The organism is Streptosporangium sp. NPDC049644 (assembly GCF_040675205.1).
Lineage (GTDB): Bacteria > Actinomycetota > Actinomycetes > Streptosporangiales > Streptosporangiaceae > Streptosporangium > Streptosporangium fukuiense.
Window position 1 is genome coordinate 1 of record NZ_JBFAOJ010000045.1, and the last position, 12786, is coordinate 12786.

16 protein-coding genes and 1 riboswitch are annotated in these 12786 nt (G+C 68.9%); of the genes, 11 read left to right on the forward strand and 5 right to left on the reverse strand.

Annotation, left to right across the window (positions count from 1 at the left end; all coding sequences use genetic code 11):
• Positions 1 to 160: 160 nt before the first annotated feature.
• Complete coding sequence (gene bluB / locus AB0J58_RS24130) at positions 161 to 805, reverse strand: 5,6-dimethylbenzimidazole synthase (RefSeq protein WP_364218975.1); 645 nt, start codon at positions 803 to 805, stop codon at positions 161 to 163.
• 29 nt (positions 806 to 834) lie between these two features.
• Positions 835 to 1034, reverse strand: a riboswitch (cobalamin riboswitch).
• Between the two features lie 82 nt (positions 1035 to 1116).
• Positions 1117 to 1281, reverse strand: coding sequence for a hypothetical protein (locus AB0J58_RS24135; protein ID WP_364218978.1), 165 nt, complete (start codon positions 1279 to 1281; stop codon positions 1117 to 1119).
• A gap of 218 nt (positions 1282 to 1499) precedes the next feature.
• Between AB0J58_RS24135 and AB0J58_RS24140 the strand changes: the two genes are divergently transcribed.
• Together AB0J58_RS24140 and AB0J58_RS24145 are read left to right on the forward strand one after the other, a co-directional pair.
• Positions 1500 to 2108 carry a helix-turn-helix domain-containing protein gene (locus tag AB0J58_RS24140; RefSeq protein WP_364218981.1) on the forward strand — a complete coding sequence of 203 codons (609 nt, stop codon included), beginning with the start codon at positions 1500 to 1502 and terminating at the stop codon, positions 2106 to 2108.
• The gene (locus AB0J58_RS24145; protein WP_364218984.1) at positions 2105 to 2632 is read left to right on the forward strand and encodes a transposase; all 528 of its coding nucleotides are present in this window, start codon (positions 2105 to 2107) and stop codon (positions 2630 to 2632) included. Before AB0J58_RS24140 ends, AB0J58_RS24145 begins: the two co-directional genes overlap by 4 nt.
• Before the next feature lie 95 nt (positions 2633 to 2727).
• On the opposite strand, the gene AB0J58_RS24150 is transcribed toward AB0J58_RS24145, so the two are convergent.
• Positions 2728 to 3669, reverse strand: coding sequence for a site-specific integrase (locus AB0J58_RS24150; protein ID WP_364218987.1), 942 nt, complete (start codon positions 3667 to 3669; stop codon positions 2728 to 2730).
• A gap of 454 nt (positions 3670 to 4123) precedes the next feature.
• Between AB0J58_RS24150 and AB0J58_RS24155 the strand changes: the two genes are divergently transcribed.
• Genes AB0J58_RS24155 through AB0J58_RS24170 form a run of 4 tightly spaced genes read left to right on the forward strand, consistent with a single transcriptional unit; the run spans position 4124 to position 7951 of the window.
• The gene (locus AB0J58_RS24155; RefSeq protein ID WP_364218990.1) at positions 4124 to 4657 is read left to right on the forward strand and encodes a hypothetical protein; all 534 of its coding nucleotides are present in this window, start codon (positions 4124 to 4126) and stop codon (positions 4655 to 4657) included.
• 28 nt (positions 4658 to 4685) lie between these two features.
• On the forward strand, positions 4686 to 5705 hold the full coding sequence (locus AB0J58_RS24160; RefSeq protein ID WP_364218993.1) for a hypothetical protein: 1020 nt from the start codon (positions 4686 to 4688) through the stop codon (positions 5703 to 5705).
• Positions 5706 to 5727: 22 nt separating this feature from the next.
• Positions 5728 to 7065 (forward strand): Dyp-type peroxidase, encoded by a 1338-nt coding sequence (locus tag AB0J58_RS24165; RefSeq protein WP_364218996.1) that lies wholly within the window; start codon positions 5728 to 5730, stop codon positions 7063 to 7065.
• Positions 7066 to 7087: 22 nt separating this feature from the next.
• Positions 7088 to 7951: a bile acid:sodium symporter gene (locus AB0J58_RS24170; protein WP_364218999.1), complete on the forward strand. Its 864-nt coding sequence runs from the start codon at positions 7088 to 7090 to the stop codon at positions 7949 to 7951.
• Between the two features lie 38 nt (positions 7952 to 7989).
• Here the strand turns inward: AB0J58_RS24170 and AB0J58_RS24175 are convergent, their stop codons facing one another.
• Together AB0J58_RS24175 and AB0J58_RS24180 are read right to left on the reverse strand one after the other, a co-directional pair.
• Positions 7990 to 8418, reverse strand: a complete 429-nt coding sequence (locus AB0J58_RS24175; protein WP_364219002.1) for a nuclear transport factor 2 family protein — start codon at positions 8416 to 8418, stop codon at positions 7990 to 7992.
• Positions 8419 to 8969: 551 nt separating this feature from the next.
• Positions 8970 to 9845 (reverse strand): LysR family transcriptional regulator, encoded by an 876-nt coding sequence (locus AB0J58_RS24180; protein ID WP_364219005.1) that lies wholly within the window; start codon positions 9843 to 9845, stop codon positions 8970 to 8972.
• Between the two features lie 39 nt (positions 9846 to 9884).
• Between AB0J58_RS24180 and AB0J58_RS24185 the strand changes: the two genes are divergently transcribed.
• The 5 genes from AB0J58_RS24185 to AB0J58_RS24205 are packed head-to-tail and all read left to right on the forward strand — an operon-like array spanning position 9885 to position 12692.
• Complete coding sequence (locus AB0J58_RS24185) at positions 9885 to 10130, forward strand: hypothetical protein (RefSeq protein ID WP_364219145.1); 246 nt, start codon at positions 9885 to 9887, stop codon at positions 10128 to 10130.
• A 59-nt stretch (positions 10131 to 10189) separates the two neighbouring features.
• Complete coding sequence (locus tag AB0J58_RS24190) at positions 10190 to 10582, forward strand: GntR family transcriptional regulator (protein ID WP_364219008.1); 393 nt, start codon at positions 10190 to 10192, stop codon at positions 10580 to 10582.
• Positions 10579 to 11424, forward strand: a complete 846-nt coding sequence (locus tag AB0J58_RS24195) for an ABC transporter ATP-binding protein (protein ID WP_364219011.1) — start codon at positions 10579 to 10581, stop codon at positions 11422 to 11424. The genes AB0J58_RS24190 and AB0J58_RS24195 overlap by 4 nt, the downstream gene beginning before the upstream one ends.
• Positions 11421 to 12383 (forward strand): hypothetical protein, encoded by a 963-nt coding sequence (locus AB0J58_RS24200; protein ID WP_364219014.1) that lies wholly within the window; start codon positions 11421 to 11423, stop codon positions 12381 to 12383. Before AB0J58_RS24195 ends, AB0J58_RS24200 begins: the two co-directional genes overlap by 4 nt.
• 57 nt (positions 12384 to 12440) lie before the next feature.
• Positions 12441 to 12692 (forward strand): site-specific integrase, encoded by a 252-nt coding sequence (locus AB0J58_RS24205; RefSeq protein ID WP_364219148.1) that lies wholly within the window; start codon positions 12441 to 12443, stop codon positions 12690 to 12692.
• Positions 12693 to 12786: the final 94 nt, after the last annotated feature.

Sequence of the window (12786 nt, forward strand, 5' to 3'; positions counted from 1 at the left end):
TCCGCGTATCTCATACCTTCAGGTCTACACCTACGCGAACAACGAACTGGAAGCGGCCCCGTGCACATCGTCACGCCGAGATTTCATGGTCAGTAGATGGTGGCGCGGCTGCGCCCAGCAGTCGGGCGCTCGAGGCGATGGTGGCGTCAGGTTGGGTGAGTTAACGGTGGCCGAGGCCGCTCGTCCCCCATTGGTCGTGATGGATGGCGGCGGCCAGCGGGCGCCGTCGCCGCCATCCGTGCCGTTCCAGATCAGGGGCCTCTTCGAGGTGGGTGACGGGACCGAGACACAGCCACGCGACCGGACGGATCCGAACGGGGATACCGAGCAGGTCCCGCACAAAAGGCTCACGGTAGAACGACACCCAGCCGATGCCGAGCCGTTCGGCGGTCGCGGCCAGCCACAGGTTCTGGATGGCCAGGCACACCGAGTACAGGCCGGCGTCGGCGATGGCGTGGCGGCCGAGCACCGCGGGACCGCCCCTGTCCTGGTCATAGGTGACCACGACGGACAGCGTCGACTCGCGCACTCCGTCGATCTTGATCTGGGCGAACCGCCGGGCGGCCTCGCCATCGAGGGTGGCGGCGAAGGTCGCCCGCTCGTGCTGGACGTGGTCGTGGAAGGCGCCGCGGATCTCGGCGTCGCGCACCACGACGAAGTCCCACGGCTGGGACAGCCCGACGCTGGGGGCGGCGTGAGCCGCCGACAGCACGCGGTGCAGCACCTCGTCCGGCACGGGTCCGCCGGTGAACTGGCCTCGCACGTCGCGGCGGCGATGAATGACATCGTAAAGCTGGCTGTTCATGGGCAGGCTCCCGCTGCGTCGTGCCCCTGGCGGGGCGATGGGCGCGAGGCCGGTCTTCGGACTCCCGGATCAACGCCTGACCGCCCGCCTTCCCAGCCCTTACGAGCCAGTGGCTGTGCTTCGCACGTGGACGGCGGCTTCCCGGTCACCGCGGCGGGCCCGTGCCGGAATCACACCGGCTTCCCGATTCTCCTCGCGACCGCAAGGCACCTCGCAACAGTTCGCCGAGAGTATGGTAGTTGATCACCTCACCGCTTGCGATTGTGGCCGGGCCGGGTCCTTGACCCCTTACAAGAACAATTCGGCAATTCTCAGCGACGCTTGCCGCCTTGCCGGTGAGCGTTCTTGTCCGCGCCGGACTGGGCCTTGCGGCCCAGGTCGCTTTTGGCGCTGGGGCTGTTCGGGTTCTTCGCGGTGTTGGACATGATGCGCGCCTTGGCGCCCTCGTCCCACGGTGTGGGCTTGTCTTTGCTCATGTCCTGGGCCTACCCGGGTGGCTCGGATTCTTTCGGCAATCGCGTCGACCAGCTCGGCGCCGCGAGACGCCGGCACCTCGGCGTGCTCCTGGTCCTCGTCGTCGGGAGGGCTCGCGTTCTTTTCGGCAACCGGCTGTCGAGGGCCTAGTGCTGCGTTCCTGAATGAGGGCGGAGATCCCTGCTGACCTGGGGGTAATGATGGTCTCAGGGGGATTGTCATGCCGAAACTGCTGCATGCGCGTCCGCCGACGGACGCTGAAGAGGAGCGGAAGATCCGCAAGCTGGCCGGGGCTCGTCATGCCCCGGCCGACTGGATCAGGAGAGCGCAGATCATCGTGTTCAGCTGGCAAGGGCTGCGCACCAGTGCCATCGCGGCCAAGCTGGGCTGTCACATGCAGACCGTGCGCGAGCGGATCGAGCGGTTCAACGCCGAAGGCCTGGCCGGGCTGGGCGATCGGCCCGGGGCAGGCCGCAAGCCACGCATCACCGAGCTCGAACGCGGGCAGCTCATCGCGCTGGCGCGCTCGACTCCGCCCGGACGGCTGGTCCGCGACGAGGCCGGGGACCTGGCCGCAGACGAGGAGGCCGGCCCCGCCGAGTGGACGCTGGACAGTCTGACCGCCGCCGCCCGCGCCCAAGGCATCGTCATCGCGCGCAGCCAGGTCCGCCGGATCCTGCGAGCGGAGAAGGTCCGCTGGCGCCATCCCCGCTCCTGGACCACCTCGACCGATCCGGACTTCGCCCCAAAAGAGCCGAGGTCATCGGCCTCTACGCCCAGCCGCCACCCGGCACCACGGTCATCTGCGCCGACGAGCTGGGACCGGTGACCCCGCGCACCTTCGCACCCGCGCCCGCCTGGTCGCCCGACGGACACCGGATCAAAGCGCCGCTGACCTACTCCCGCGGCACCGACAAGAGCTGGGTATACGGCGGCCTGCGCATCCGCGACGGCACCGAACTCACCTTCTGTGCGCCCTCGCGCAACAGCGACGGCTGGATCCAGCTGCTGACCCAGATCGGCAAGGCCAACCGGCGCGGCCCGATCGTGGTCATCACCGACGACCTCTCCAGCCATTCCAGCTGGAAGGTCCGCCAATGGCTACTGCGCCATCCACGGATCCGCCAGGTGTTCATCCCGATCAAGGCCTGCTGGCTGAACCTGGCCGAGGGCTGGTGGCGGCTGCTACGCCGGGCCGCGTTCGCCGGGCAGACCTTCGCTGATGCCACCGAGATCGCCCACGCGGTCACCCTCGCCACCGCGCAACTCAACGCCCGCGCCCACCCCTGGGTCTGGGGGCGACCACCGCCACAGCCCCGAACCCTACGCCGCAAATTCGTCTACCTGCTATGAGGAACGCAGCACTAGGCCTTCGAGGAGGCTAAGTGCAGGAATTAGCGGTAGCGACCTGTGACTTCTTCGCTTGTTAGCGATCCGTGATTTGTTGATCAGTGGGTACGGCGGCGGGGTGCCAGGATCTCGGTGATCTTGGCGATGGCTTCGGCGCCGGGTTTGACGTAGCGCATGGCGGTGCGGGGGTTCTTGTGCCGGGTCTTGCCCATGATGAGCTGCAGCGGGATCTCGGCTTCGCCGAGATGGGTGGCGGCGCTGTGGCGCAGCTGGTGCAGATCGAGCCCGGCGTACTTCTCCAGCAGGACGCGAGCGCGGTCGTAGCCAAGTCGGGCGTGGCCGGTGTGCGGGCAGATGTCGGCGGCCGCCGGGCGGCGTGCCGGGACCGGGCGCCGTTCGGACAGGAACAGCGGACCATGTGTGCGCGTGCTGCCGTCGGGCAGGCGCAGGAGCCGGGGCAGCAGGTGGGCGGTGCCGCTGTCCCAGTACACCCATTCGATGGCGCCGCCCTTGGAGCGGACGGGGGCGCGGCGGTGTTCCAGGTCGAGGTCCTCGAGGTTCAGCGCCAAGATCTCCGCGGCTCTGGCCGCCGTTTCGTAGAGCATCCGCCACAGGGTCTTCTCACGGAGCGGGATGTCACGGCGTGACAGCAGCCGGTGGATGGTGCTCTTGGCCACCGCGCGGGTCTCATCCGCGCTCTCCTTGCGGCGCTCGGCATCAGCCGGGACGGACGGGGCGGCCCAGTGCTTCTTGGTCTGGCACCAGAGCAGCCAGGAGGTGATGGCGGCGCGGTTGCGGTTCCAGGTCGCCGGCGCGCATTGGCCCCATAGTTCGGTGAGCGCGGCGCCGATCTCGGTGTCGGTGACGTCGGCGAGCGGCCGATCCCGGCCGAGCAGGGCGATGGTGCGGTCGATGGCCGAGGCGTAGGCGCGGTGGGTGTTGGGGTTGGCGGTGCGCGGGGTGGCGAGGAAGGCGTCGGCGGCCGCGGCGAGGCTGACGCCTCCGCCGCGCAGGGCGGTGATCTTCGGCGCGGCGCTCATGCCGGCCGCCGCGCGACCCCGGCGGCGATGTACCGGGTAACGTGCCGGAGTCGCGCACCGCCCCGGCGGACGGTTCTCCTGGTCGCCGCGCCGCCATGATCGCTCATGTACGTGATAATAGATCGTTATCATGTACATGAGCGGTAGTAGTGGCTGCCCTCTTCGCACGCTCACGGGCCGCCGTGACGCGATGGAGGCTTCGGTCCTCCTCAGTGGGTGAGGAGTACCCCTCCTACGTTGGCGTCGTGGGTCGCGCCTCCTCCGTCGCCGTCCGCCGGCTGAGCGGGGAGGCGGACGGACCGCCGTACAAGCCCCCGGCTGAAGCTCCACCACCACAGCGCCGGAAATGCGACATTCAGTCATAACTTCCACCTAGCATCTCCGTATGGGACAATAGGGCAGGTCAGGCTGCTTCAGCCTTCCCCCTCGAGCAGAACGATGGAGAGGGACGGCTATGGAGATCACGCCGAAGGCTGTCGCCATCCCCAAGGAGACCGACCACCTGGAGCAGGGCAAGTACGGCCCCATCTACTCGCGGACCCCGGCGTGTTACGGGTTCACCATCATCGCCGACATCAAGCCCGGCCGGGCGGAGGCGATCCGTAGCCACGGCCACGTGCTGGCCAAGGCGCTGGAGGACGACCCGCACCTGCTCGCGCCGCTGAAACTGCACTATCTGCGCTGGGTGCTGTTCGACGACGACACCCGTTTCATGTACCAGGGGATCTTCGACACCGACTTCGACAAGTACACCGAGGACGCCGTCGCACTGTTCAGCAAGGTGGGGGTGAGCACGGTCTTCGAGAACCTCGTGGGGTTCCCCGAGGACTGGAAGAGCAACCCCGAGGCGTTCGTCAGGTACGTGCGCGAGCACCAGTGCCCGAGCTTCATCGAGTACGGCGAGTACCCCTACGTCAGCGCCGACGAGATCAAGAAGGCCCTGCGGATCAAGAGCGCCCTGGCGGAGATGCTCGACCAGTTGCAGTGACATCGACCAGCGCTTTGCGGAGTTCGACATGAGCCAGTCCATGACCGCGCGGACCTACAACCAGAACCATGTGCCGCGGCCGTACGCCCCCGGCCGGCGCCGGTTGAGCATCTACGTCGCGTGGAGCTATCCCGCCGAGGCCAGCGCAGACGTGACCCGGCTGGACGACCGGTTCTCCACGATGACCGAGGTGCGGCGCGTGCAGTGGCCGGCCTACGAGGACCCGCAATGGTCGGATCCGCTGCGCTTCCAGCAGGGCATCGCGGGCGGGCTGGAGCTGTTCTTCTGGGGCTGGCTGCCGTTCCAGCAGTTCGTCGAGGAGAGGACCGGATTTCAGGTCCCCGTGTACCAGCGCGTCGACCAGGCGGGCTTCCACACCCCGCTGGACGAGCGGGTGCTGGCCGACACCGACACCCTGTTCGTGTGGGGGCTGGACCACATGATCACCGGGCAGGACGCCACGCCCTCGGAGGTCGAGGCGCTGCGTGACTGGCTCACCCGTGAAGGGACCTGCCTGGCCCTGGGGCCGCATCATGACGTCGGCGCTTCGGACGACATGGCGGTCCGCAACATGGAATATCACCATCACGGCGACGCGCTGGTGCCCCGCCGGCAACGCTTCGGCAGGTACACCCGGTCGCTGATGGAAGGGCTGGGGATACCGGTCGAGAACCGTTACGGTCTCCGTCCCGCCGTGACGGACACGGGCAAGAGCGCCCCGCTGTCGATCGCCAGGGACCTGGACACCAAGGGGTGGCTGGAAGGGGTCTCCAGCTTCAACTTCCACATGCACTTGCCCCACTACGCCGTGACCACCGACGACCCGAACATCATTCATGTGCTGGGCAGGCAGCCGATCGACATGTCCAGGCCGCCGCACCCGTTCACCGAGGCAGGCAACACCGAGTTCAACATGTTCCTGTGGATGCCACCCGCCGGCGATCGGGCGGGGGACATCATCTTCGCCGACACCACGATCTTCAGCTCGCTGTTCGGGGTCGACGAGAGCCTGCGCACCTTCTGGAACAACCTCGTCTCGGCGAAGTAGGACAACGGGAAGGCGGATTCCGGTGAGTGAGCGCACCCACGCCCAGGTCGAGCTCGACCTCGACGACATCCAGCGCGGCGTTCTCAGCCCCAGGCCGACGCCGTACGCGGCGACCTACATCCTGTTCCGCATCGACGACCGCGACCACGGGCGGGAGCTGATGCGGCGCGTGAGCGCCGTGGTGACCTCGGCCGCCGACGCGGTCAGTCCGCTGGGCGAGACCTGGGTCAGCGTCGCGCTCACCTACCACGGCCTCAGGGCGCTCGGCCTTCGCCAGGAGTGGCTGGACACCTTCGCCTGGGAGTTCCGGCAGGGCATGGCGGCACGGGCCGGCGCGCTGGGCGATGTTGGCGAGAACAGCCCCAAAAGCTGGGAGTCCCCGCTCGGCACATCTGACGTCCACGTGGTTCTGGTGGCGCTCGCACCCGACAGCGCGCAACTGGAGGCCGCCATCGACCGTGCCCGAACCGTCTACGACGCGCTTCCCGGTGTGACGGCGATCTGGCGGCAGAACTGCCACGCGCTGCCCACCGAGACCGAACCCTTCGGCTACCGTGACGGCATCAGTCACCCCGCCGTCGAGGGCAGCGGCATAGCCGGGTCCAACACGCTGGAGGCGCCGTTCAAGGCCGGCGAGTTCGTACTCGGCTACCCCGACGAGCTCGGCGGCATCCAGACCACTCAGCCTGAGGTGCTGGGGCACAACGGCAGCTACGTGGCCTTCCGCAAGCTCCACCAGCGCGTCGGCGCCTTCCGGCGCTACCTCAGGGACAACGCCACCGGTCCCGAGGACGAGGAACTGCTGGCAGCGAAGATCATGGGGCGCTGGCGCAGCGGCGCGCCCCTGGCCCTCAGCCCATCGCACGACGATCCCTGCCTCGACGCCGACCCGTACCGCAACAGCTTCCTCTACCAGCGGGACGACCCGGCGGGATTCATCACTCCCTGCGGCAGCCACATCCGCCGGGGCAACCCCCGGGACGCGGCTGTGGCCGGGGTGCCGAGGCTGCACCGGATGATCAGGCGAGGCACCGTGTACGGCCCGCCGCTGCCCGATGGCGTGCTGGAGGACGACGGCGCTGACCGGGGGTTGATGTTCGCCTTCGTCGGAGCCCATCTCGGGCGGCAGTTCGAGTTCGTCCAATCCGAATGGATGAACGACGGCGTCTTCTTCGGCGCGGGGGACGCGAAGGACCCTGTCGTCGGCTCCGGCGACGGCTCTGGTGATTTCACGATCCCCCAGCGTCCCGTACGGCGGCGCCTGCTCGCCCTGCCGCGCTTCGTCGTCACGCGCGGTGGCGAATACTGCTTCATGCCCGGATTGACCGCGCTGCGCTGGCTCGGCGACCTCTCAGACTGACCGAACCGACGCCAGGAGCGACATGAACGCGCCGCAACTGCTGTTCAACGCCATCACGATCGTCTTCATCGCGGCCACCATGTTCGCCGCCGGTCTCGGGACGACGCTGTCGGCCCTGCGCGCGGTCCTGACGAACGTCGTGCTGCTCGTGCTCGTGCTCCTGACCAACCTGGTAATCGTCCCGCTCCTTGGCTGGGGTGTAGCCGCGCTGTTCGGCCTGCCCGCGGCGGCCTCCGTCGCGCTGCTCCTGATCGCGTCCTCACCCGGCGGGCCGTTCGGCGCGAAACTCGGCATGGTGCAAAACGGCGACGTGGTCGCGGGCGCGGCCATGCAGGTGCTGCTGGCCGCCATCGGCAGCATCACCTTCGGACCGACCGCGAACGTCCTGCTCAAGGCGGCGGCTGTGGGCGGCGAAGTCGCGCTCGACGTCCCGGCGCTGATGCTGACCGTGGCGGTGCTCCAACTCGTGCCGTTCGCCGTCGGGCTGATCGTCCGCCACTACGCGCCGTCCACAGCCCTGTCCTGGCATCCGGTGGCCGCCAGGACGTCGAACGTGACCTTCCTCATCGTGCTGGCGGGCATGCTCGCGGGCAACTGGCGCGATGTCGTCGCGCTGATCGGCTCACTGAGCCTGCTGGCCGGCTTCGTCTTCTCCGCCATCGCCTTCACGCTGGGCACGGCCCTCGCCACCGGAGCACCAGCACGCCGCACCACCATGGGCTCGGTCGCGGCGGTGCGCAACGCTGGGCCGGCACTCGCCGCCGTGGGTCTCGCCTTCGGCAACGAGCCGGCCATCCTCGGAGCGCTGGCCGCCGTACTGCTGAGCGGCCTGGCCGCAGCCATACCCGTCGCGGCGGTCCTGAGCCGTCGCCGCCCCCCCGCGTGAAGACGTGTAGCCGGGCACGCCCGAGAACCGCTTACTCCTCAGCGGGGGCCGTTCATGTCGCTGCAAGCGGGCCGGCCGCCTTTCGCCCACGCCCAGGCCGTCAGTCGCCACTCCGCGCCGATCTTGCGAAGCGCCACCGTGAAGACTGAGCCGGTCTGGGTGATCTGCTCGCCTCGAAAGGTGAACGTCATGCTCGCGGGAGCCACGACATAGGCGTACTCGCCGGTGATGTCGACATGCCGTGGCTCATCGAGAACGATGTGGTAGCCGCAAGCCCCCACATGCTCAGCTTCGGCTAGGACGTCTCTCCACCAATCTTCGCAGCCTGTCGGCCCCTGCCACACATGCGGCGACATACCGTCAAGGATCTGCATCGGGTCAGCGCAGGTCGCGGCCATCGCCTTCGCGTCACCGCGATTGAAGGCAGCAACGTATCGGAGCACCGCCGCCATGGGATCGTTCGACACGACAGGTCCCTTCCCTCTGGGAGCTCCCCGCGCTCTTTTTTCGGCCTCTGCGCGGGTGAAGGCGTAGCGGCCCAGGAAGTTGATGTGGTCGTACTGGATCGGTGACAGCCGTGCGCACATCTCATCGGGGGCGTTCTCCCGCCGGGACTCACAAACGCTAGATCAGCCGCCGTCGGTGTGAAATACCGGATCAGATCATCGCCGGTGATCTCCGGGTACGAGCGCAGCTGCTCCAGCTGCTCCTTGGAGAACATCTTCTCGGACAAAGCACCACCCCTGCCTGCTGTACCGGACAAAACCGGAACGAACCTAGCGGCAGTGATCACCGATCAGTCAAATGCAGCTGTTTGCACAGGTCAGACGTTACTTCGTTGGAAATTTCTTCATTGCTGCCGAGACCCCATTCAGTGCTTCGCCGTTCTGCGTTTCCTCTACACGACTCAGAAAGAAGTCGATCGAAATGACTGACCGGTCAGGGCACACCCGGGCCTGCGCGGCTCTTCCGCTCCCGATTCCGCCCCGGCCTGAAGGCCGGGGCATCCTCGGGAGGTTCAGGTGAACGCCCGCCTGCTGTGGGCGAGCAACTCGCGCACGGCGGGGTTGTGCGTGCTCCTCCAGACCAGGGTGAGCAGGGCGGGTGCTTCGACGTCGTCGATGAGCAGGGCGGTGAGCCGGTCACGGTAGTGCGCGGCCATCGACTCGCTGAGGATGGCGACGGCGAGCCCGCGGGTGGCGAGGTCGGCGATGGCGTCGGCGGCGCTGGCCTGCAGCGCGATCACCGGTTGGAGGCCCTGCGCGGCGCAGGCCTGGTCGAACACCGTGCGCAGGCCGGTGCCCGGTGGCATGCACACGAGCGGGTGAGCGCCCAGGTCGCGCAGGGTGACCCGCCGCCGCCCGGTCAGGGGATGCCCGGCGGGGACCGCCGCGACGAGCCGCTCGCTGATGATCGTCAACGCGTTCACCCCCTCCGGGGCGGCGGTCGCGGTCCCGGTGAGAGCCAGGTCGACGGCGCCGGCGCGCACCTCCTCGACGAGCCGGTCGGAGTTGTCCTCCAGCAGGGAGATCTCCACGCCGGGGTGCGCCCGGTGGAACGCGGCCAAGGCGTCGAACAGCGGGGTGAGGGTGCAGCCGATGACCATGCCGACGGTGAGCCGGCCCCGGATCAGGTCGGTCACCTCGCTCACCGCCTGGCCGAGGGCTCCGGCGGCGGCGAGCGCGGCGCGGGCGTGTTCGAGCGCGGCCTTTCCCGCGACAGTGAGGGTGGCGGTGCGCGCCGACCGGTCAAAGAGCTCAGCGCCGAGTTCACGTTCCAGCTGGCGGATCTGGGCGCTGACACCGGACTGGCTGATGTGCACCCGCTCGGCCGCACGGGTGAAGTTCCGCTCCTCGGCGACCGCGACGAAGTATTCGAGCTGCCTCAGTTCCATATCCGAAAATTCTAGCCACCGGAATATCCATAAGATCAACTGGCGGCTCTTGGTCCCGTCGTCAACGCTGTCGCGCTGTGGAACTCGAAATACCTGCCGGCTGCGGTCGACCAGCTGCGCGCCCAAGGCGTCCCGGTCAAGGACGAGGGCGCCGTCCGGCCATTGCCGCTCGGCCACGCCCACCTCGACGTCCTGGACCGCTACTCCGTCTCCTCCTCCACGCCGGCCGGCCGGCTCGTACGCCGCACGCCCTGCCGTTGGACGAAGCCGACGACCAGGAGTTGACACCGGGCAGCCGAATGCAACACCCTTTCACTAATCAAATAGTGAAGGGGTGATATTGGTTGATCGAGTTCAACCTGGATCGCGGCTCGGGGGTTTCGACGTACCTGCAGCTCGTTCACCAGGTCAAACAGGCGCTCCGGCTCGGCACGCTGCGGCCCGGCGATCAGTTGCCGACCGCCCGCGAGGTGGTCGAGAGCCTGGCCATCAACCCCAACACCGTGCTCAAGGCGTACCGGGAGTTGGAGCGCGAAGGGCTGGTCGAGGGGCGGCCGGGGATGGGGACGTTCGTCCGGCAGGGCATCGCGGGCGCGACGCTCGCCGAGCACACGCGGCTGCGGCGCGATCTGGAGGCCTGGGTGCGCGAGGCCCGCGCGGCCGGGCTCGATCAGGAGGACCTGCGGGCGCTGTTCACCGTGGTCCTGGCCGACACCGCGAAGGAGGACGTGGCATGAGTTCCGCGCTGGAGGCGACCGGGCTCGGGGTCCGTTATCGCCGCACGTGGGTGTTGCGCGACTGCTCGCTGTCCGTGCCAGCGGGACGCGTGGCGGCGCTCGTCGGCCCCAACGGCGCGGGCAAGACCACACTCATGCACGCGGCCGTCGGCCTGTTGCGGCCCGCGCTGGGAAGCATCCGCGTGGCCGGCCAGGCGGCATTTGTGGCACAGGACAAGCCGCTGTACGAAAACTTCACCGTCGCCGAGATGCTCACCTTCGGCCGCCGCATGAACACCCACTGGGACGACGCCGCCGCCGCTGACCGGCTCGCCGGGCTGGGCATCCCGCTGGAGCGGAAGGTGAGCAGGCTGTCGGGCGGGCAGCAGGCACAGGTGGCGGTCACGCTGGCACTGGCCAGCCGGCCCGACCTGCTCGTGCTGGACGAACCGCTGGCAAACCTCGACCCCCTCGCCCGCCACGACGTGATGCGCTCGATCATGGCGGAGGTGGCCGGGCGGGAGCTGACCGTACTGCTGTCCTCGCACGTCGTCTCCGACCTGGAGGAGACGTGCGACTGGCTGGTCGTGCTGAACGGGGGCCGGCTACAGGTCAGTGGTGACACCGAGGAACTGCTCGACGGGCATCTCGTGCTCACCGGGCCGGACGATGCGTCGACGGCGGGAACGCAGGTGGTGAGCGCGAGCCGTACCGGCAGGCAGGTCGGCATGCTGGTCAGGGGCGCGCCCCCGCTCGATCCCCGCTGGCAGGCGCGGCGCCCCGGGCTGGAGGAGTTCGTCATGGGCTACCTGCGCAACCCCGAGTCGGCGGCACTGCCGAAACTGACGGGGGTGGGCGCGTGATCTGGGTGACGTGGCGCCAGCACCGGGCGCAGATCCTCGTAACGGCGGGCTTCCTGGCGCTGCTGGGGGCGCTGCTGCTGGGCTCGGCCGTGGAGGCGAGCTGGTACGTGGCCGAGCACGCCCCGCTGGGCTGCCCCGGGCCCGCCCTGGCGTGCGGCGACCTGGTGGTGGCGCTCGGGCAGCGCTACGACGCGGTCTACTCGATGTTCGGCTGGATGCCGCTGGTGGCGCCGGCGTTGATCGGGGCGTTCTGGGGCGCACCGCTGCTCGGCCGCGAGTACGAGCGCGGCACCCACCGCCTGGCCTGGACCCAGGCCGTACCCGTGTGGCGGTGGCTGGCGGTCAAACTGTCTGCCCTGGGCGGCGCGGTCGTGGCGGGCGGGCTGCTGCTGTCGCTCATGGTGAGCCTTTGGCGGCCGGTGTTCAGGGAGGGGGTCGACTCCACATTCGGCAACATCGGCGTGTTCAACATGGTCGGGGTGGAGCCGGCGGCGTGGTGGCTGTACGCGTTCGCGCTCGGCACCGCGGCCGGCACCCTGTTCCGGCGGACGCTGCCCGCGATGGCACTGGTCGTGGCCGGGGTGACGGCGACGATGTTCACGCTGTTCCAGCTGAGCGACCACTACGCCGAGCCGGCACGTACAGAGCTGTCCGGCACCGTGGTGCTGGACGACCACGACGCCCGGCTGGTGAGCACCGCCTGGGTGGAACCGTCGGGAAGAGAGGTCGCCGAGCCGTCGGACAGCGGCTGCCCGCGCCGGGTGGACGTGGGGCAGAGCGACAAGAACGCCAGGGTGTGGCAGGCGTGCATGTTCGGCAAAGGCTACCGGTACGCGGTGTACCATCATCCGCCGTCCAGGTTCTGGCGTTTCCAATGGACCGAGGCGGGAATCCTGACGCTCGCGTCGGCGGCCCTCGGCGGCCTGGCCGTGCGCCGCACCCTCCGCCACCCCGGCTAACAGGCCAGTTCTGTCAGCCGACAGCGCTACTGCGCCGCAGCCAGGGTCGGTCTCGATATCCACCGGCTGCGCCACGCGCATGCCACCGAGCTGATCAACGCCGGGGTATCGATCGAGGCCGTCCGCCGCCGCCTCGGCCACGCCGGCACCGAAACCACCCAGCTGTACGCGCTGCTGGACGACAAGGTCGCCGACGCCGAGATTCGTGCCGCCCGGTGGCGCCCTGACCGAGTGGCGCGCCGATCGAACGGTGGGCCACAGGATCAGCCGGTGCAGCGTCCACGGGCCTGCGAAGCTTGGCGGCGGTGACCGTCTGGTTGCCGGACCGGCCCGCAGGGCATCGGGCCGTCCCCGATGCCCCGGTGTTCACAGCCGCGGCGCCCGGTTTGCGGCCGAGCCCTGG